Origin of the sequence: Brevibacillus reuszeri (genome assembly GCF_001187725.1) — a bacterium.
GTDB classification, from domain to species: domain Bacteria; phylum Bacillota; class Bacilli; order Brevibacillales; family Brevibacillaceae; genus Brevibacillus; species Brevibacillus reuszeri.
This window is the reverse complement of sequence record NZ_LGIQ01000005.1, coordinates 883771-903280: the sequence shown is the minus strand read 5'-3', so window position 1 is coordinate 903280 and position 19510 is coordinate 883771. Positions and strand designations below refer to the sequence as shown.

15 protein-coding genes are annotated in these 19510 nt (G+C 48.2%); 8 read left to right on the top strand and 7 right to left on the bottom strand.

The window, feature by feature from the left end:
* Positions 1-4: 4 nt before the first annotated feature.
* The 5 genes from ADS79_RS07890 to ADS79_RS07870 all read right to left on the bottom strand — a co-directional run bounded on the left by ADS79_RS07890 (position 5) and on the right by ADS79_RS07870 (position 7301).
* Positions 5-937, bottom strand: coding sequence for an ABC transporter permease (locus tag ADS79_RS07890; protein ID WP_049737853.1), 933 nt, complete (start codon positions 935-937; stop codon positions 5-7).
* Between the two features lie 16 nt (positions 938-953).
* Positions 954-2387 carry a dipeptidase PepV gene (gene pepV, locus ADS79_RS07885; protein WP_049737852.1) on the bottom strand — a complete coding sequence of 478 codons (1434 nt, stop codon included), beginning with the start codon at positions 2385-2387 and terminating at the stop codon, positions 954-956.
* Positions 2384-4462 carry a sigma-54 interaction domain-containing protein gene (locus ADS79_RS07880; protein ID WP_049737851.1) on the bottom strand — a complete coding sequence of 693 codons (2079 nt, stop codon included), beginning with the start codon at positions 4460-4462 and terminating at the stop codon, positions 2384-2386. The genes pepV and ADS79_RS07880 overlap by 4 nt, the downstream gene beginning before the upstream one ends.
* Before the next feature lie 72 nt (positions 4463-4534).
* The gene (locus ADS79_RS07875) at positions 4535-6208 is read right to left on the bottom strand and encodes a peptide ABC transporter substrate-binding protein (protein WP_049737850.1); all 1674 of its coding nucleotides are present in this window, start codon (positions 6206-6208) and stop codon (positions 4535-4537) included.
* A 67-nt stretch (positions 6209-6275) separates the two neighbouring features.
* Complete coding sequence (locus tag ADS79_RS07870) at positions 6276-7301, bottom strand: asparaginase (RefSeq protein WP_049737849.1); 1026 nt, start codon at positions 7299-7301, stop codon at positions 6276-6278.
* Positions 7302-7684: 383 nt separating this feature from the next.
* On the opposite strand from ADS79_RS07870, the gene ADS79_RS07865 reads away from it, so the two are divergent.
* Positions 7685-8803, top strand: coding sequence for a deoxyribonuclease IV (locus ADS79_RS07865; protein ID WP_049737848.1), 1119 nt, complete (start codon positions 7685-7687; stop codon positions 8801-8803).
* Between the two features lie 70 nt (positions 8804-8873).
* Here the strand turns inward: ADS79_RS07865 and ADS79_RS07860 are convergent, their stop codons facing one another.
* Entirely contained in the window at positions 8874-9845 is a 972-nt protein-coding gene (locus ADS79_RS07860; protein ID WP_049737847.1) for a GDP-mannose 4,6-dehydratase, read from the bottom strand.
* Between the two features lie 343 nt (positions 9846-10188).
* On the opposite strand from ADS79_RS07860, the gene ADS79_RS07850 reads away from it, so the two are divergent.
* Positions 10189-11940, top strand: a complete 1752-nt coding sequence (locus ADS79_RS07850; RefSeq protein ID WP_049737845.1) for a phospho-sugar mutase — start codon at positions 10189-10191, stop codon at positions 11938-11940.
* Here ADS79_RS07850 and ADS79_RS07845 read toward each other — a convergent pair.
* Complete coding sequence (locus ADS79_RS07845) at positions 11937-12518, bottom strand: hypothetical protein (protein ID WP_236699911.1); 582 nt, start codon at positions 12516-12518, stop codon at positions 11937-11939. The two genes, ADS79_RS07850 and ADS79_RS07845, sit on opposite strands and share 4 nt — an antisense overlap.
* 199 nt (positions 12519-12717) lie before the next feature.
* Between ADS79_RS07845 and ADS79_RS07840 the strand changes: the two genes are divergently transcribed.
* From ADS79_RS07840 to ADS79_RS07815, 6 genes are all read left to right on the top strand, one after another.
* Positions 12718-13512 (top strand): hypothetical protein, encoded by a 795-nt coding sequence (locus tag ADS79_RS07840; protein WP_141261054.1) that lies wholly within the window; start codon positions 12718-12720, stop codon positions 13510-13512.
* A 147-nt stretch (positions 13513-13659) separates the two neighbouring features.
* The gene (locus ADS79_RS07835; RefSeq protein ID WP_049737843.1) at positions 13660-14646 is read left to right on the top strand and encodes a GDP-mannose 4,6-dehydratase; all 987 of its coding nucleotides are present in this window, start codon (positions 13660-13662) and stop codon (positions 14644-14646) included.
* Positions 14643-15884, top strand: a complete 1242-nt coding sequence (locus ADS79_RS07830; protein WP_049737842.1) for a glycosyltransferase family 2 protein — start codon at positions 14643-14645, stop codon at positions 15882-15884. Before ADS79_RS07835 ends, ADS79_RS07830 begins: the two co-directional genes overlap by 4 nt.
* A 32-nt stretch (positions 15885-15916) precedes the next feature.
* A complete protein-coding gene (locus tag ADS79_RS07825) occupies positions 15917-16873 on the top strand; it encodes a GDP-L-fucose synthase family protein (RefSeq protein WP_049737841.1) in 957 nt (318 codons plus the stop codon).
* Positions 16870-17976, top strand: a complete 1107-nt coding sequence (locus ADS79_RS07820) for a glycosyltransferase family 4 protein (RefSeq protein WP_049737840.1) — start codon at positions 16870-16872, stop codon at positions 17974-17976. Before ADS79_RS07825 ends, ADS79_RS07820 begins: the two co-directional genes overlap by 4 nt.
* A gap of 23 nt (positions 17977-17999) precedes the next feature.
* Entirely contained in the window at positions 18000-19427 is a 1428-nt protein-coding gene (locus ADS79_RS07815; RefSeq protein WP_049737839.1) for an FkbM family methyltransferase, read from the top strand.
* The last annotated feature ends 83 nt before the right edge of the window (positions 19428-19510 follow it).

Below are 19510 nucleotides of genomic sequence, written 5' to 3'. Positions count from 1 at the left end.
ATGGTTATCTCTCCTTATTGGTCAGCTTGATTCGTGGGTCAATCAGGGTGTACGCGATATCGATCAAAAAGATCGTGACGATCAAAATCGCACTATAAAAGATCGTTGTCCCCAAAATCACCGGATAGTCGCGGTTGAAAATGCCATCTACGAAGTACTTCCCGATACCCGGGATGGCGAAGATTTTCTCCACGACAAAGGTTCCTGTAATCAAAGAAGCAATCAGTGGTCCCAGAAAGGTAACGACTGGCAAAATCGCATTGCGAATACCGTGGCGAATGACGATGATCCACATCGGAATCCCTTTTGCCTCCGCTGTACGGATGTAGTTTTGATTCATGACCTCAATCATGCTCGCACGCATGTATCGCGTAATGACTGCGACTGGTCCAAAAGCAAGAGCAAGCGACGGCAGAATTGTATGCATCCACGTTCCCCATGTCGCAACTGGAAAAATCTTAACCTTGATTGCAAGATAGTTAATCAGGAGAGGTGCCATGATGAAGCTCGGTATCGCAACACCCATGACAGCGAGCGCCATTGCCACATAATCCAGCCACTTGTTACGGTTGAGTGCAGCAATAATTCCGAACAGAATGCCAAATATGAGAGCAATACTAATCGCTTGCGCCCCAAGCCAAGCAGAAGCGCCAAAGCCATCGGAGATCATGTCATTGACCCCGCGCGAATCGGATTTAATGGACGGACCCAAATCAAGCATCAGCAAATTTTTCAAATAAAGCACGTATTGCACAGGCAAAGGCTGATCCAGATTGTATTTGGCTCGCAGGTTGTTGAGAATTTGCTCTGGAAGCTGATCCGATTCAGAGGCAAACGGGTTGCCCGGGATCGCATGCATCAAGGAAAACGTCAGCGTCACAATGATCCAGAGCGTGACGATCATCATCAAAACGCGTTTTACTAGATAGTTCGACATCGAAGTCCTCCTCGTTTTATTTCGCCAGTTGGTAGATCGCATCGGCATAAATAGCCATCGCCTTCAGCAGATCATCGATTTCGGCGTACTCATTCGCCAAATGAGCGGTGGATTCTTTTCCTGGGAAAAGCGGTCCAAAAGCAACACCAGCATTCATGATTTTCGCGTAAGTAGCACCGCCCGAGGATAGCAGATGGGCAGTCATACCAGTATGCTCCTCATAGACGCGAGACAATGTTTGAATAACTGGATGATCCTTTGGTACATAATGCGATTTGGAGGTGCGCAGATTGGAGATCGTCCAGCCCAGCTCGTCCACCCGCCGTTCCAGCTTTTCAACGTATTCCGGACAGGAAATGGTGGCTGGGTAGCGGATGTTCAGGCGGACACTGCCTCCCTCTTGCTGGTTGTAACGTAGTATCCCTGCGTTGACCGTCAGCTTGCCAGACACCTCGTCCTCACATGCCATGTGCAAATATTCCCCGTAGTGATCCTCGTGCAAAATGTCTGAGAGAAGCGAAAGAAACGAATACTCAGAAGCTTCGAACGAGAGCGTTTTCAAAAACAAAGCGAGCAGTGTTCCGGCATTCACTCCTCGGAATGGCTCCATCCCATGTGCAGGCTTGCCCGCTATCGAAAAGTGCAGCTGCCCAGCTTCCGTTTGCTTCAGATTGCCCGTCGCTTGATGCAAGCGAAGAAACTCCGCCCATCCCCCTGCAATCTCCTGAAAGGTTGCTTCATCCTTTGCGTCATGATCGAAGTCAATCACGGCAATCGCTTTGTCCGGAACACTATTCCCCTGATCACCTGAGATGAACGATACCAAACGCAAGCCTTTTGGATTGCCTAGAGGCACATGATGAGGTATTGTCAGCGTCGGATTGATTTGTCCTTTTTCAGCATGCGTCATCGGAAAAGAGGAATCTGGTGAGAAGCCGACCTGTGGAACTTGATCATGCTCGGCAAAATATTTCATACAGAGCCATCCACTTTCCTCATCCGTTCCGATGATGAGGCGAACTCGTTTTTGTAGTGGCAGACTGGAGTCTTTTACCATTTTCAAGGCATAATAGGCAGCCAGCGCTGGGCCTTTGTCGTCAATTGCTCCACGCGCATAGATTTTCCCGTCCCGAATGCTCGGTTCAAAGGGAGGAGTAATCCAGCCTTCTCCAACGGTTACGACGTCAACATGAACCAGGACACCAATCTCGTCGTCACCCTCACCATAGGAGATCGTACCTGCATACCCCTCGAGATTTTTTGTTTGAAAACCGTCATGAACACCGCGATCAAGCATTGCTTCCAAAGCCTGTGCGACCCCTTCGCCGAATGGTTTTCCAGCTGCTGCTGTCGACATGTCCTCGATGCTGTTAATGGCAAGAAACGATTTCAGATCTGCCAGGAATGCGTCTTTTTGCAAAAGCGCCTGCTGCTCCCAGTACTCCCTCATGTCAATTTGCCTCCATTTCTCTTCACATGAAAATAGGTCAGAAATGCTTCGCCCTTGGATGAAATCTGACTCCCTTGTCTTCCTTTCCCGACATGAATCAGTTCTTCCTGCTGCAGCAGCTTTAACCGGTAGCGAAGCTGCTGGGATGACATTGCAAGCCCCGTCTCCTCTAGCTGCTCCTGCAATACGTATCTGCCCGAAGCGCCTTGCTTCAGGTTTTGAAGAATCAAGACCATTTCCTCCAAAAACCCACGCTTCTCGAACTCTGAATAGCTCGCAGCACATTCGTCCGCAAGACCATCTGTAGGCAATGGCGAATCCTGCGCTTCGCGAAGAAACGGCAACTGATAGACATACGCCTCTTCTTCTACGACATGAGCCAAATACTCTACGACATTTTCCAGCTCACGAATATTTCCAGGCCACTCGTACTGCTCCATCGCCTTTAGCGCCTCACTCGTCAACGTAAAGGGAGCTCGCCGCAAGTCAAAGGAATACTTCTTCACAAATTGCTGGATGAGCCAACCGATGTCTTCACGGCGACTGCGCAGTGGAGGCAGATGGATCGGCAGTATATTCAAGCGATAATATAAATCGGCGCGAAAGGAGCCTTCGCGGATCATGCGTGGCAAATCCTGATTCGTTGCTGCAATGACGCGAATATCTGTAGGAATGACTTTATTGCCCCCTACCCGCATGATTTGACGCTCTTGCAGAACGCGAAGCAGTCGGTTTTGAATCGCTCCACTGGCATCTCCAATCTCGTCGAGAAAAATCGTGCCTTTGTGGGCTAGCTCGAACCACCCCATATGCCCGCCTTTTCTTGCTCCTGTAAAGGCACCCTCTTCGTAACCAAACAGCTCGCTTTCCAACAGCGTTTCGGAAATGGCTGCAAAGTTGACGCCTACGAATGGCTCTCTCCTCCGCGGGGAGGCATTGTGGATAGCCTGGGCGAGCAATTCCTTTCCTGTCCCTGTCTCTCCCAGCAAGAGTACAGTGGAGTTACTCCTCGCAATCTTCCTGGCAATCTGGATCACTTTTTGAAACGAAGGGCTTTCTCCGTATATATCTTCGAACTGATATTTCGCTACCAGCCCTTTGCTATAGAGGCGCATGCGATAGTCATGCTCCAGCTTTTCAATTTCTGCCGCCTTGCGAAACAACAGCAGGCTTCCGAGAAAGCTGCCTTCCATGACGATATGCATTTTGCGGAAAAAGAAGGTTTTGTTCGCCCAATCTACCAAAATATCCTCATTTTCTTCGCACTGCTGGATACATTCATAGAAATCCGGCGGCAAGCAGCTCGCCGCACTCGCTCCTACTACCTGGCTTTCTACAAGATTTAGGGTGTCGATCGCTTTTTGATTGACAAACCGAATCAGCTCTTTTTCGTCAAAGGCGATGACTGCGTCCTCGATTCGGTTGACGATAGACTCCAAATATTTACCGAGCAGGTGAGCATGCTGGATTTCGTTACTCAATTGCTTGGTGATGTACACAAGGGATTGCATGGCACGGGCTGTCACTCTTTGGAAATTGCCGCTGTTAAAATGAGCGTATATCGCAAGCCACGTAGACAAATCAATGCTGCGCGAGCCGATATCGACCACCTTGCGTATATGAGCAGGCACATGCTCGGGCTCGCCCGGCGTTACTGCGATCTCGATATCTGCCGGATAATCTGCACCCGGATAGTACGGGTAAATGTCAAAATCCATTCCCGATGCACGCAGCAATTCAGCGTTTTCAAAAGCCGTCTCTTCGGTGTCGCTGACGAGCAGCACCTTGACTCCTTTTGGAATTTCCAGAACGCCGCGCAAATTGTTGTACGGCAGCATCCGTGTCGCCACAATTATCTTCGAGCTCTGCGGTACGTACGGCTCTACAAGTGGCATGATGCTATTGGTCGAAATGACTACCAACGCTCCCGGGCTGATCGATCGAAGTGGCAGCTGATCGACCCGGATCGCCTCAATATGGATATCTTCAGAAACGCCCAGTTCATGGCATTGACTTACAACGTTTTGCAAAAACTCATCCATTTTTGCAACAAAGGTGACTGTTTTTTTCTCCATTTCACTCGCTCCAGGATGTAAAGTGAAGACAAGAGCTGCAAAGAAGCGTAGCTCTTGTCTTCGTCTATCTTACTATTTTTTACCGACTTCTACCCACTTGTAGTCGAGTGTTCCTACTGGGTGACGAATAATTCCTTTTACATTCGGCTGATCCATGAATACTTTGGTAGCAAAATAGATTGGCACGAGTGGCATGTCATCCATGAAAATTTTCTCTGCATCATGCATCAACTTGAAGCGTTCGGTTTCATCGGCAGTGTTGCGAATTTTTCCAACCAGTGCATCGTACTCTTGGTTGCTGTAGTTGATCCGGTTGCCTGGGTGATCAGTTACGAACAGCTCCAAATAGTTGACAGGATCGCCATAATCAGCTGGAATGGTCGAACGGGAGAACTGCAGGTTACGTGCGCGCTGATCTGCCAGGAACACTTTCCATTCCTTGTTTTCCAGCTTTACATCGACACCGAGGTTTTTCTTGTACATCTCTTGCAGAACCTGCGCAACCGATTTGTGAGCATCGCTAGTATTATAGGTCATGGTTACTGGCGGCAGTGTTGTCCAGCCTTCTTCTTCCATTCCCTTTTTCAACAGGGCTTTTGCTTGTTCAACATCGTTGTCCTTGATGAAATCTCCGCCTTTTTCACGGAAATCTCCGCCAGTCGGCTCAGGGAAGCCGAACGGTACATGGGCGAGCGCAGGAGCCTGTTTACCCTGTACCACGTTGTCGATCAGGGTTTGGCGATCGATTGCCAGTGCAAACGCTTTGCGGATGTTGACGTTATTGAATGGAGGCATTTTGGTATTCATGCGATAGTAGTAGATCGATGCTTCGGATTCTACTTTTGCCTCGCCCGAATCAATCAGCTTCTTTTTCATGTCATTCGGAACAGTCTGCACCATATCGAGCTGACCGGTTGTATACATTTGGTACTGGGTATTTTCATCGTTTACCATGACCCAGTCAATTCCCGCATACTTCACGGAATCTTTATCCCAATATCCGTCGTTTTTCACTACTTTTACAGATTGATCATGTACCCAATCCTCCATTTTGAAAGGACCGTTTGTCACGAGAGTGGAAGCGTTCTCAGACCACTTCGGATTGCTCTCAGCAACCTTTTTGTTCACAGGGAAGAAAGTTGGCTGCGTGAGAATATGCAAGAAAAAGCCTGCAGGTGATTTGAGCTGTACTTCCAATGTCTTGTCGTCCACCGCTTTTACCTTGACTCCATCGGCATTTCCTTTTCCGTTGTTGTATTCCTCTGCACCATCGATGTAGTAAGCGAGGAACGCAGATGGGAATGCATTGTTCGGATCAAGAATGCGCTTGAAGGCAAATTCGAAATCTTGAGCAGTAACCGCATCTCCATTGGACCATTTGCTGTCACGCAAGGTAAAGGTATACGTCTTGCCATCTTCGCTTACAGTCCACTTCTCTGCCATGGCAGGCTGCGGCTTGTGATCCTTGTCGAGACGCGCCAAGCCTTCCATCGTCGCATTCAGCACCTCATTGGAAGTACTGTCGAAGCCTTTTGGCGGATCAAGAGAAGGTGGTTCCGTCTTCAAATTGAGCTTGAGCATCGCGGTCATATCCGCTTGTCCACTCTCTGTTTGTGGTGATTGTCCTGTAGCTCCTCCCGAGCCTCCTGGCTGTGTTGGCGCTGCCTGTTGGCTACAGCCAGTCACTGCCAGTACAGCTACCAATGCAGCTGTGCTGAGAAGCCTCCATCCTTTTTGCAACTTCATTCATGTGACCCCCTTTTTCTTTGTGAAGGAATGGTTATAGATAAACGGCTCCCGAATGAGATGCCATTTATGCACGTAAGGACTCATCTTTTGCGATGAGCGTAAACGCCGCTTCGATACGTCCGACAACGTTGCCGCTCATGTTAGTGATTGCAGGATTGGTGTATTCTGCAAGATCATTGAGCGGTCCATCGATGCCTATTCCGAGCTGGCGCAGCACTTCGTTGACAACCAGATTGATGGCGCGTGGTCCTCCATCCTCGATCTTCACTGCAACCCCAAGCCCGGTTTGACGATCACCCAGACAGTACACGGATTCAGCACCTGCTTTTCCGACGATTCTGCCCTGAAAAGCTGTCATCAGATCGGTGCAGTAGCGGTTATTTCCTCCTACCATTTCAGGGTGACTGGTCATCCCATCCGTAACCCGGATAACAGCTTGCTGTCTCTCCGGATTAGAAATCACTTCAGGCTTTGCGAGCTTGGCAAATGCCCAAGCGTAGTTGGCCAGTGGCAATTCATGGACCGGAACACCGCAGCCATCCGTTCCCATATAAATCTTTTCTTTTGGATAGCCCGTCAAGTCTTCTACGACATCGAGAATACGCTGTTGGACTGGATGCTCTGGCAGATGGTACGTTGCAACGTCCTCTCCCATATGTGTAGCAGTTGCGATCATTCCCGAGTGTTTGCCTGAGCAATTGCTATAGATTGGTGTGAGTGATTTGCCTTCACGAATCAACTGCTTGTAGCTCTCTTCGTCACGTGGTACATGAGTGCCGCATTGCAATACTTCCTCCGGCTGCCCTGCGCGCTCCAGCATCCACATTGCACGCGAGCGGTGGCGAGGCTCTCCGCTATGCGACGCACAGCATAGAGACAAGTCTGCCGGCTCCAATTGATAGCGATCTGCCGTCCCTGTTTCGATGATTGGGATGGCTTGCAACGGCTTCATGCTGGAGCGTGCGTATGTTAGGCGATACGGATCACCATATGAATAAAGCAGTTTACCTTCTGAATTGACAACAGCGATATGACCGAGATGGGAGCTTTCGATCTTTTCTCCCCGATATACGTTTGCTACCACGTTCATAAGAAGTCTCCTTTGACTGTGAATATTGGAATGTTTGTACTTTTCTTTACAAGCAAGGTCTGTGCCAACATTGACAATCAACCCACAAAGGGGAATTTTCAGCCTATTATCAATAATCTGGACTGGCTTGAATTCTCCCTATCGCCTCTAATGGGATGACCACTTTATATAAATAGGTTGTTACGTTCTGTTAATAGGTTGATTTTTTATGAAATACGAATAGAAATACCCCTTTTTCCCAATCATTCAGGAAATAGGGGTTCCAATCCATACAAGACGATCTTCCCATTGGACGAAATGAGGATCTTACGTTACCTTTATGTATAGAGATTTGATTAGTAAACCGTGCACATTCTTATAGAAAGAAAGAGGGATTTCAATCTATGTTGAAAATAGGTTCACACGTATCTTTTTCAGGTAAAGGTCTTCTGAATGCTGCCCAGGAAGCCACTGCCTATGGCTCAAGTACGTTCATGATCTATACGGGCGCCCCGCAAAATACTCGCCGCAAACCGATTGAAGAGCAGTTCATCGCAGAAGGAAAAGAGCTCATGGACAAGCACGATATGAAAGAAATTGTCGTCCATGCGCCATATATCATCAATCTGGGCTCCTATAAAGACGATACCTATGAGCTTGCTGTACGCTTTTTACAGGAGGAAATTCGCCGCACGGACTACCTTGGCGTGAAAAACATTGTGCTTCATCCTGGTGCTTTTACCGAAAAGGATGCAGAATACGGTGTTGCACGAATCGCTGAGGGTCTGAACGAAGTGCTGACCGGCATTAAGGACACGGATGTAAACATCGCTCTTGAAACGATGGCTGGCAAAGGGACTGAGGTTGGCCGAAGCTTTGAAGAGCTTGCAGGCATCATGGAAAAAGTAGAAGACAACAGCAAGCTGCGGGTGTGCATGGATACATGCCATATTCACGATGCCGGCTACGATATCGTCAACGACTTCGACGGCGTGCTGGAACAATTCGATCGGATCATCGGACTGGATCGTCTTTCCGTTGTCCATTTGAACGACAGTAAAAACTTCCGAGCTGCAGGCAAGGACCGCCATGCGCCAGTAGGTGCTGGACTGATTGGCTTTGATGCGATGAAATATATCGTCGATCACGAGAAAATCCGCCACCTGCCGCTCATTCTGGAGACGCCTTGGATTTCGAAGGAAAAAGGCAATGAGCGCCCTATGTACGAGGCAGAAATCGCTTTGCTTCGCGGAAACGTGGAGAGTCGCCTCGGCAGCGATTTCCTGGATCACGTAGAGCGATTGGAGTTCTTCTTCCACAAGCATGAGATAGACCGCCGTTTGTTTGTCGTAAACACCTGGAACCTGCTCAAAAACGACGCCAAAGCGAAAAAGGCTGACGGTCGTGAACCAATGGAACGACTATATGACATGATCGTAGATGCAAAGCTGTTCGAGGAACTGAGCGAAGAACAGATCAATCAGCGCATGGTCGCCTGGTTTGCAGGAAAACAAGCATTTTAACCAACTATATTCCTTAATCAAAGAAGAGGCTGCCACTGCGCAGCCTCTTCTCTTATCTCCAACGATGGAATTATGAGGTATTTGCAATTCGCTGCAAATCAGCTTCTACCATCATGTGAATGAGTTGCTCCAGATTCGTTTTTGGTGACCAGCCTAATTCCTGTTTCGCTTTTTCCGGATTGCCCAGCAATACATCCACTTCTGCCGGTCGATAAAGCTGTGGGTCGATCACCAAATAATCCTGGTAGTCCAGCCCGACATAATCAAAAGCGATCTTGCACATTTCCTCTACCGTAGACGTCTTCCCCGTAGCGATGACATAATCATCCGGCTTCTCCTGCTGAAGCATGAGCCACATCGCTTCGACGTAATCGCCTGCAAAGCCCCAGTCCCGTTTTGCATGAATGTTACCCAGGCGCAGCTCCTTTTGCTTTCTGCTCGCGATTCTGGCAACAGCATATGTTACCTTTCTGGTCACAAACTCTAACCCGCGCAGTGGTGATTCATGATTAAACAAGATGCCATTACAACCATACATTTGGAAGCTTTCTCGGTAATTTTTCGTCATCCAATATCCAAACAGCTTGGAAACAGCATATGGACTGCGTGGATAAAAAGGGGTGGCTTCTGATTGCATCGGGTCTTGAATCAGCCCATACAGCTCGCTAGACGAAGCTTGATACATTTTTATTCCGGGGTTGGTTTCACGGATCGCTTCCAATACGTGCAGGACACCCAGCCCCGTCACTTGTGCAGTAAGAATCGGCTGTTCCCACGACGAGCCCACAAAGCTTTGGGCAGCCAAATGATAGACCTCGTCAGGCTTACACGCTTTTATCGCACGCGTCAACGATGAACCATCAAGCAAATCTCCGTCTTTATATTCCACTTGATCGGCAATCCCCAAGTATTCCAGTCGCCACCTGTCCACAGTGCTGCGACGAGGAACGAGTCCAACCACCCGATACCCTTTTTCCAACAATAGCTTCGCCAGATAAGCACCGTCTTGTCCGGTGATACCTGTAAGGAAAGCCGTCTTCATCAACACTTCCCCCTTCCTAAAGCTCTGTCGAGATTTCCTCTCCCGAAAGTTCCATTGACCACCTTTTAAGCATATGCCAGACCATTCTGATGCGTTCTATGCCAAAGATAGTGACGGGAGTAAACAAAGAGTGATCCCTTACGAGACAAATAATCCCATACCATCTGAGAGGTGGTATGGAACACTTGCCATCCGCTTTTTGAACCATCGTGAAGGTTTTACCAAAATTATACTCGTTAGCCGCTCCATTCATGTCGAAGTACGCCAAAGCTTCACTCCCTGCTGGCACCAGTAATACCTTAAGTAACGACGACCTTTTTCAGATAAGGAGTGAAGAGAAATCATGCAAGCTGATTGGCAAATCAATTATTCACGCTGGAATGAGTTTGCCTCCCTCGATCCTGCGCTACGGCAGCATTTAGATACGCTCCAAAGCGATGTTACCCAACTGGAGGACTGTTTTCATACATCGATTGCCTTTGGAACTGGCGGTATGCGCGGAATTATGGCACCCGGAACCAATCGCATCAATATTTATACGATTCGCAAAGCGAGTGCTGGCCTTGCCCGCTATTTGCTTGAGCAAAATCCAGATGCTGCCTCGCTGAAGGTCGTCATTGCTTACGATTCCCGGCAGGACTCTCACACATTTGCCTTGGAAACCGCTAAAGTTCTTGGTCAGCAAGGCATTACTTCTTGCTTATTCAGCAAATTGACCCCAACACCCCTGCTCTCATTTGCGGTGCGCCATCTCGGTGCTTGTGCAGGAGTCGTGATCACTGCCAGCCATAATCCTCCCGAATATAACGGCTATAAAATATACGGCAGTGACGGAGGACAAATCCCGCCCCATACAGCGTCACGAATTCTTGAAAAAATGGATGAAGTGGGCGATGAGCTGCTTGTCGAGATCACCAATGAAAGTGAATTGCTCGAATCCGGGTCTCTTTACATGGTAGAGAATGAGATATTTGACGCGTATCTGGCTTCTCAGGAGCAGCTTCGCTTTTCCTCTGCTCGCCTCGACTTGCAAACACACCAGCCGCGTATTGTTTTTTCCCCTTTGCATGGCACTACGCACGACCCAATTTTGCATGGACTGGCGGAGCGTGGCTTCCAACAAGTAAGGGTCGTGCCTGAGCAAGCAAATCCAGATCCTGAATTTACGTATGCAAGCTCACCGAATCCCGAAAACCCGGATGCCTTCAGACTCGCCTTGAAATTTGCCCGCAAAAAGGGAGCTGACCTGATTATGTGTACAGACCCGGACGGCGATCGACTCGGTGTTGCTGTTCGGACGGGGCCTAATCAGCATGTGATCCTGACTGGCAATCAGGTAGGCGTGCTTCTGCTTGATTATCTTTTGTTACAAAAAAAAGCCGAGAGCACCAGCCTCCCAGCAAATAGCGTCGTCGTAAAAACGATTGTAACCTCTGAGATGGTCCGTGCGATCGCAGCAGCCTATCAGATTGACACAGTAGACACGCTCACGGGTTTTAAGTACATCGGTGAAAAAATATACGAATATGAACAAACCAAGCAGTATCATTTTTTATTCGGACTAGAAGAGAGCTGCGGTTATTTATACGGTGATTTCGTTCGTGACAAGGATGGTGTGCAAGCCGCCTATTTACTCGCTGATGCCTGTGCCCATCAGCTCTCGCAAGACAGAAGCCTCTATGAGCATTTACAGCAGCTTTTTCAGAAACACGGCTACTATCGGGAAGACCTGGTCTCAGTTACGTACGCCGGGAAAGACGGGATGGAAAGAATGGCAACCCTGCTCTCATCCATCCGCAGTAATCCGCCCGGCACCATCAGCAACCGAAGCATCACAGCTATCGAGGATTATGAGACAGGAATACGTCTAGAGCTCTTGTCCGGTGAAGCCTCCACGCTCTCCCTACCCAAAAGCCACGTGATGAAATTCCACCTGGAAAAGGAAGCGTGGTTTTGCATCCGTCCCTCGGGTACTGAGCCAAAGCTAAAACTTTACTTCGGCGTCAAGGAATTCTCTGATGAGCGGGCACAGCATGAGCTTGCGACCTTGAAACAGCATGTATTTGCATTTCTGCGCGGCCATTTGCCCAGCTAAATTTCCAAATAGGGGCCGCTCCAGTCAGTCCCAATCAATGCATAGCCGAGCTGCTTGCCCAGTTCCGTCAAGGATGTGAGGCTGGCACCAAAATATGTCGTTCCATTCCACATAAATTGAGGGTCATAAGCGACTACCATCTTTAGCGGAGGTGGAAAGGACGCATTGTACTCCATAATGACGACACGTGGCTTGTAAGCAGCCAGTTCTCTCCACACCCAGTAATCAATACCATCTATGTCAATCGAAAGCAGGTCAAATTCTCTCGGCACGTGCAGTTGTGAGAAGATCTCGGTAATATTTTCTCTTGTGATAAAAGAGTAGTGAGTAATGACGTTAGGGAATGAAGCATAATTGGCTCGCAGATGCTGGTAGTTCAGTGGGTGCCCCTCAATCATGACCCCAGACCAGTGATGCGAGCAAACTAAATTTTTGGCCATGCACTCGAGACCACTCTGTACCCCGAATTCTACGAAATAGCGGTTGATCGTCCCAATACGAGAAAACAGCTCTTCGAGGATACCGTCTTCACCATTTTGTGAAAAAATGCGTTTCTCATAGAGATTAATGGAATCCATTAGGATAGCCTCCTTTTGCTCCCTCTCTCCTTCATCGTATTTCGTCTAAATGTATTAGTCTTCTGCTCCCTATTTAAAAAAGGGCAATTCCAAGCATTTGCGTATTCATAGAATGAACGAGTCAGGGAAAGGAGTGCAACCAATGGGTATACCCATTATCTTTTTTCAGCAAAATCCGCAAGATCATGTAGTCTACAGTATGCAGCAAGCAAAGCTCAGCAATAAATCTTCTCGTGTCATCCTCCTTGGAACACCAGACACGCGATCTATGTGTCATGGAAGTATTGAGCATTTCTTAATCAGCGATCACTTCTCAAGCGCTCAGCAATTTAAACCTATTTATCAGCACCGATCCACGAATCAATATGCCTACAGCCTCTTTAATTTTCAACGCTGGTTTATCCTGAAGGACTTTATGCATCTGCAAAGTCTGGACAGCTGCCTGGTACTAGACTCTGATGTACTTTTGTACACTTCCATTGATTCTTCCGACTTTCACTCCTTTTCCATGGAATTTTCATGGACTTCATTTGTCTCCCGCGAAATGGCATACGACTTTTGCAGCTACGTAATGAAGCAGTTTCAAACTCCCGCCCTTCTTTCTAGGGCCATGTTCTACGCTAAAAAGCTTGGGCATGGTCTGCTATCCGATATGATTTTGTGCGATCTCTTTCATCTTGATCACCCGGAGCTCCCAAAATGCTTTGGCCTTTTTTCTGACTGCTTTTTCGATCATAACCTGAACTGTCCCTTACCAGATTACCTGTTCCCACTAGAGCAATTGGCCGGCAAAAAGAAGGTGTACCTTCTCAATAACCAGCTCTATTGCAAAAAGGTGGGAACCGATGAGCTGCTCTATGTCTGCTCCCTGCATTTTCAAGGCGCTGCTAAGCAATTTTTGAAATACTTTTTTTCTCCTCGCCTTTCTGCTCGAGACTCCTCCACCCTTTTCTTTTTTGATTATCTGACCAGTCAGTGGGTCCCCGCCACCTAGCAAGCTTTTCGTGATCGATCTCGAACAAGAAGACATTCGCCGTGCCAGCATGCGGTTGATTTTACTATATATAAAGCATCTGCTTCCTTGACAAATGATTATCCAGCTTGCTTTGTAAGGAACATCATGAACAAGGGGGGGCGCCTCTTGAAAGCACTCATTACGGGCATTACCGGCTTTGCTGGGAGTCATTTGGCTGAGTATTTGCTCGCCCGCGGCAATATCGAAATCTATGGAACATACCGCGCACGCAGCCGGATGGACCATATTTCGCATCTAGTAGACCAAATTACGCTAGTCGAATGCGAATTGAAGGACCCCCATGCTGTCGATCAGATGATCAAGCTCTCCCGTCCAGAACAGATCTACCATCTCGCAGCACAAAGCTTTGTCCCCACCTCCTGGAACTCTCCGGCAGATACGCTGATGAACAATATCGTCAGTCAACTTCATCTTTTTGAAGCCGTACGAAAATGGGACGTGGATTGCAAAATTCAAGTAGCTTGCTCAAGTGAAGAATACGGCATGGTTTATCCAGGAGAAATTCCGGTACAAGAAAATAATCCGCTGCGTCCACTCAGCCCATATGCAGTTAGTAAAATCGCCCAGGATTTCCTCGGCTATCAGTACTTTCAAAGCTATGGTCTACCTATCGTTCGAACACGCACCTTCAACCATACAGGTCCAAGACGCGGCGAACACTTCGTGACATCCAATTTCGCGAAACAAATTGCACAAATCGAACTAGGCTTGCAGCCTCCCTTTGTCGATGTGGGAAATCTGCAGGCCAGACGTGATTTCACAGATGTCAGAGATGTCGTCAAGGCGTACTGGCTAGCTCTCACACATGGAGAGCCAGGCAGTGTCTATAATATTTCCTCCGGGACGACGCGAACCATTGAAGAAGTTCTGCAAACACTCCTTACCTTTACGACAGCCAATGTACAGATTCGGGTTGATTCCAAAAGACTTCGCCCTTCCGATGTTGACGTTCTGCTCGGTGACTCGAGTCTGTTTCAGGAGAAAACGGGATGGAAACCAGAAATTCCCTTTCATCAAACAATGGAGGACTTGCTTCAATACTGGCGAAGCATTCTGCGCTGCACGAAACAAAAGGAGGGAGACAACGAATGAGTCATCAGGGACTTCCTCTGATCAGCATCATTACCCCTTCCTTTAATCAGGCAGGCTTCATCAAACAAACCATTGAAAGTGTGCTTATGCAGGATTACCCCCATATCGAGCATATCGTGGTAGATGGAGGTTCAACCGATGGAACCCTGGACACTTTGCGCAGCTACCATTATTTAGGCGAACGTTTTCGCTATGTATCCGAACCGGACCGCGGCCAATCGGATGCCATTAACAAAGGCTTGAATATGGCGAAGGGCGAGATTATCGGATGGTTAAATTCAGATGATACTTACTTGCCAGGGGCTGTTTCCAAAGCCATGCATGCCTTGACCCTGAATCCTGCTTGGTCGATGGTGTACGGCAACGCTTACCACATTGATGAGAAAAGCAAATTCATCAGTGTATACCCTACGAAGCCCTTTACACGCCAAGGCCTGTTTTCATTCTGCATCATTTGCCAGCCATCCGCTTTTGTGCGAAAAGATGTATTTCAAGCAGTCGGCGGTGTCGATGAGGCGCTTCATTATTGCATGGATTATGATCTGTGGATGAGAATTTCCAAAACTCATCAGGTTGGTCACATTGGGGATTTTCTTGCAGCCTCCCGCCTACATGCTGCCTGTAAGTCCATTGCTTTGGAGATTGAGCTGGGACTTCCCGAAATCCTCAAGACGAGCATCCGTCATTTTGGAGCCGTAGCGAACGACTGGCTGTATCATTTCTTAACCCATTATCCGCAAAAAGGCGTGTACTGGTTCCTCGATCTGTTTAAGGCACACAAGATTTTTGGAAATACCCCCATTTTGGTGGACAGCAACCGTTATCCTAATTCATGGATTCCGCCACGCTACCGTTTATCCTTGTATGTCGACCCGCTACGTCCCATGCAGGCACTGCTCATCAAGGGTGTAAATCTTTTGTTCAACCAGCCAGTACACGCTCATGTACTGATCAACAATGTCCCCTCCACCTTCCATGTCATTCCTGTGGGACAATTTGAGACGTGCATCACGCTGCCTGTCCACGATCCTGAGTCTACAGTTGAACTCGTATGCAGCCGCCAGCAAATCATTTCCTTTCCAGAAGACGAGTCGATTCGCCAGTCTGTCAGCTTTCAAGTCCAGCACGTATTTCCCCTGTCCGCAGATGAGCATCAATTTTATTTGCAGTACAAGAAAAATCCCCAGCAAGTCGCTGGTTGGTTGTTGAAGAACCGTCATCCGATACCGTCTTTATGAGTTACTCCCCAAAAAAGGAAGGTGTTGCATTCATGAATCTGTCGGAAAAACGAATCGTCGTTACCGGCGGAGCAGGATTTCTGGGCAAACACGTCGTCGATCAGCTTCAAGCCAGGAAGTGTCAGCACGTGTTTGTACCCCGAAGTCGCGACTTTGACCTACGCAAAGAAGACGACATCCGCCACATGCTGCAAGCCTTCAAGCCAGAAATCATTATCCATCTCGCGGCTGTCGTAGGCGGGATCGGCGCCAACCAGAAAAATCCGGGCAAATTTTTCTATGACAATCTGATTATGGGCACGCAATTAATGGAGCAAGCTAGACTGTTTGGCGTAGAAAAGTTTGTGGCGATCGGAACGATTTGCTCGTATCCCAAATTCGCGGCAGTGCCTTTTGTGGAAGAAGACCTGTGGAGCGGGTACCCGGAAGAAACGAACGCCCCCTACGGCATGGCTAAAAAAATGATGCTGGTGCAATCACAGGCTTACCGTGAGCAGTATGGCTTTAACTCCATCTATTTGCTACCCGTCAATTTGTACGGTCCACATGACAACTTCGACCTCGAAACGTCTCATGTGATCCCGGCGATCATTCGAAAATGCGTCGAAGCAAAGCAACGAAAGGAAAGGGAGATTGTCCTGTGGGGAACCGGCAACGTCACCCGCGAATTTATTTACGTAGAGGACGCAGCACTTGCCATTATTAACGCTACGGAATTATTCGATTCCTCCGATCCCATCAACATCGGCTCTGGCGAAGAGACAACGATTCGACGTCTGGCAGAAACGATACAGGAGCTCTGCAGCTATGATGGAAGCATCGTTTGGGATGCGAAAAAACCGGATGGCCAACCACGCAGACAGCTCGATACACGCAAAGCAAAAACAGCTTTCGGCTTTGAGGCAAGCACGCCGCTTATAACGGGTTTGCAAAAAACGATTGCATGGTACTGTCAGCATGTCGTGGGCAACGGGGTGAAGTCTCCATGAGAATTGGCGTTAACCTGCTTGCTTGCATCCCAGGAAAAATCGGGGGGATGGAGCAGTACGTACGCAATCTGCTTTCCTACTCGATCCAAACCCACGACCAAAATCAGTGGTTTCTGTTTCTGACAAAAACCAATTACCATACATTTCCAAATCACTCCAAAATTCAAAAGGTCATGATACATGACCATATCGATTCTCACGGCCAGTTCCATAACTGGATTCGGAGTCTGCAGCTGGATCTGTGGTTTTGTCCCTTGCTGGTGCTAAATCCATACGATGTCTCTATTCCGAGTGTGATAAACATTCCGGACATTCAACATGAGTACTATCCGCAATTTTTTGACGCAAATCAATTGTCCTGGAGAAAAACAACCTATCAGGCATCAGCTCTGCGAACCAATGCCGTACTGACGCTTTCCGAGTTTTCACGGGCAAGCATGATTGACAAATTCGGGTTACCAGCCCATCAGGTTCATGCCATCCATCTCGACTCTGCGCATGAGTTCTCACTTCCGTTTGATGCGGCGATGAACCAGCATGTCAAACAAAAGTACGCATTACCTGATCATTACGGCTTTTATCCAGCCAATACGTGGTGGCATAAAAATCACGTCAGCCTGCTTGCAGCCATCGCTCATTTGCGCGACGTACACAAGGTACGGATTCACATGGTTTTCACCGGCGCCCCACAGGAAGCCCATGGGCAAGTGATGAGTTCGATTGCCATGCATCACTTAGAAAATCAGATTACATGGCTCGATTACATTCCTCAAAATGAAATGCCCTACGTGTTCCGGAACGCGTACTTCCTCTGCTTCCCCTCGCTTTTTGAGGGCTTCGGTATTCCTTTGGTTGAGGCGATGCGGACTGAGCTTCCCATCACCTGCTCCAATTCTGGCAGTATCCCCGAAATTGTGGGTGATGCTGCTCTGCAGTTCGATCCTATGTCTCCAGAGGATATCGCCAAAAAAATCGTAGAAATACACGATCAAACGATGCGGCAAGACCTGATTCAAAAGGGCATTGCGCAGGCAAGCCGGTTTTCCTGGACAAAATGCGCACAACAAACGTTGTCAGTCCTCCATCGTGTCGCTGGGAAATAATCGTTTCAGAAAGGAGTATGATTATGTCGCGAATGAATGAAATTCGCCATATGTGGCAAACGGAAATGCGCGTACCTGCTGGTCTGACCGCGCAGGAGGCCTGGGATTTCTGGATTTTGGAATCGCCTCCTTATGATGTGAAAACTGCCGCTGTCAAAGAATATGGAGCCCGGTTTAAGCTGGGAACACTGATCGAAACAGGAACGTTTCACGGATACATGGTAGCCGCCCAGAAGCAGGAATTCTCTCAGATCTATTCCGTTGAATTGGACGATGCCCTGTTCCTGGCAGCCAAAAACAACTTTGCGGCAGAGCCTCATATATCGATCCTGCACGGAGACAGCGGCAAAGTGCTTCCGCGCGTATTGGAGACAATCAACGAGCCCTGCCTGTTCTGGCTCGACGGTCATTACATCCCTCTTTCCATAGAGTCAGCAAAAGGCAATCTTGATACACCTATTCTAGAGGAACTGGCCACCATTTTATCTCATTCCATCACAAATCATGTCATTCTGATCGACGATGCCCGCTGCTTTATCGGACCAAATCCGTTGCTCAACGATTATCCGACCATTCAGGAATTGCAGCAATACGTTGCTACCCTGCGTCCTGACCTTCATTTTGAGGTAAGAAATGATATAATTCGCATTCATCCTCCACTGACATTGAGTGCGACAAAAACGGTCCAGTTCCGCCTGCCCTTCGACCAGAAAAGCTTTTTGATCCACGGCAGCCATTCAGACCAAAGCGTTCTTCATTACGTAGAAATGGCTGATGGCCTGTACGAGGATTATGTAATCAAGCTGTTGAAAAAAGTGGTTCAGCCCGACTATGTTTGTCTCGATATCGGCGCCAATCTCGGCACTATTTCACTCGCCCTGAGCTATCTTGCCTCTGCCGGCAAGGTGTACGCTTTTGAACCATCCAGCGTCAACTACAGCTTTTTAACGAAAACGCTGGAGGAGAACCACATTCAAAATGTAGAGTCCGTTCCACTTGGCGTATTTGATCGAAACGGAACCATCGAATTTTGCGAGGTAGATCGTGGTGGCGGTTGGTCCTTCATCGCCAGCGAAGCAACCTCTGCGGCAACGAATACGATCACCTGCACGCGTCTGGATGACTGGGTAGCAGACAATCAGTTATCCCGAATCGACCTGATCAAAATCGACGTGGAGGGCTCGGAGGTTCAGGCTTTAGCCGGTGCCATTCAGACCTTGCAGCATTTCGATCCTGATTTGGTGATTGAATTTAATCCTGACAATTTGCGTGGCTATTTCGCCAAAGATCCCAACGAGCTTTTTGTACGCATCTTTTCTCTCTACCATCATGTTTATTTGATCAAAAGGGATGATTCCTTCGTCAAAATCAGTACCTACCAGGAACTGCTGGAGCTCATCAAGCCGTTCCATGGTGATTTATTCTGCACAAACAAAACGATTCAGCTCTGAGTTCCCTATAAAAAAGGGCCAGGAAACGTGGCAGCTACTGCTAGCCATGTTTTTTGGCTTTCTCTGAAACGAAAAAGAGCAGG

Bases quoted from the DNA above. Each gene is read 5' to 3' on its own strand.
- ADS79_RS07840 (WP_141261054.1), top strand. From the start codon at position 12,718: ATGCAGCAAGCAAAGCTCAGCAATAAATCTTCTCGTGTCATCCTCCTT.
- ADS79_RS07850 (WP_049737845.1), top strand. From the start codon at position 10,189: ATGCAAGCTGATTGGCAAATCAATTATTCACGCTGGAATGAGTTTGCC.
- ADS79_RS07830 (WP_049737842.1), top strand. From the start codon at position 14,643: ATGAGTCATCAGGGACTTCCTCTGATCAGCATCATTACCCCTTCCTTT.
- ADS79_RS07825 (WP_049737841.1), top strand. From the start codon at position 15,917: ATGAATCTGTCGGAAAAACGAATCGTCGTTACCGGCGGAGCAGGATTT.
- ADS79_RS07860 (WP_049737847.1), bottom strand. From the start codon at position 9,845: ATGAAGACGGCTTTCCTTACAGGTATCACCGGACAAGACGGTGCTTAT.
- ADS79_RS07880 (WP_049737851.1), bottom strand. From the start codon at position 4,462: ATGGAGAAAAAAACAGTCACCTTTGTTGCAAAAATGGATGAGTTTTTG.
- pepV (WP_049737852.1), bottom strand. From the start codon at position 2,387: ATGAGGGAGTACTGGGAGCAGCAGGCGCTTTTGCAAAAAGACGCATTC.
- ADS79_RS07870 (WP_049737849.1), bottom strand. From the start codon at position 7,301: ATGAACGTGGTAGCAAACGTATATCGGGGAGAAAAGATCGAAAGCTCC.
- ADS79_RS07845 (WP_236699911.1), bottom strand. From the start codon at position 12,518: ATGGATTCCATTAATCTCTATGAGAAACGCATTTTTTCACAAAATGGT.
- ADS79_RS07890 (WP_049737853.1), bottom strand. From the start codon at position 937: ATGTCGAACTATCTAGTAAAACGCGTTTTGATGATGATCGTCACGCTC.
- ADS79_RS07815 (WP_049737839.1), top strand. From the start codon at position 18,000: ATGTCGCGAATGAATGAAATTCGCCATATGTGGCAAACGGAAATGCGC.
- ADS79_RS07820 (WP_049737840.1), top strand. From the start codon at position 16,870: ATGAGAATTGGCGTTAACCTGCTTGCTTGCATCCCAGGAAAAATCGGG.
- ADS79_RS07875 (WP_049737850.1), bottom strand. From the start codon at position 6,208: ATGAAGTTGCAAAAAGGATGGAGGCTTCTCAGCACAGCTGCATTGGTA.
- ADS79_RS07865 (WP_049737848.1), top strand. From the start codon at position 7,685: ATGTTGAAAATAGGTTCACACGTATCTTTTTCAGGTAAAGGTCTTCTG.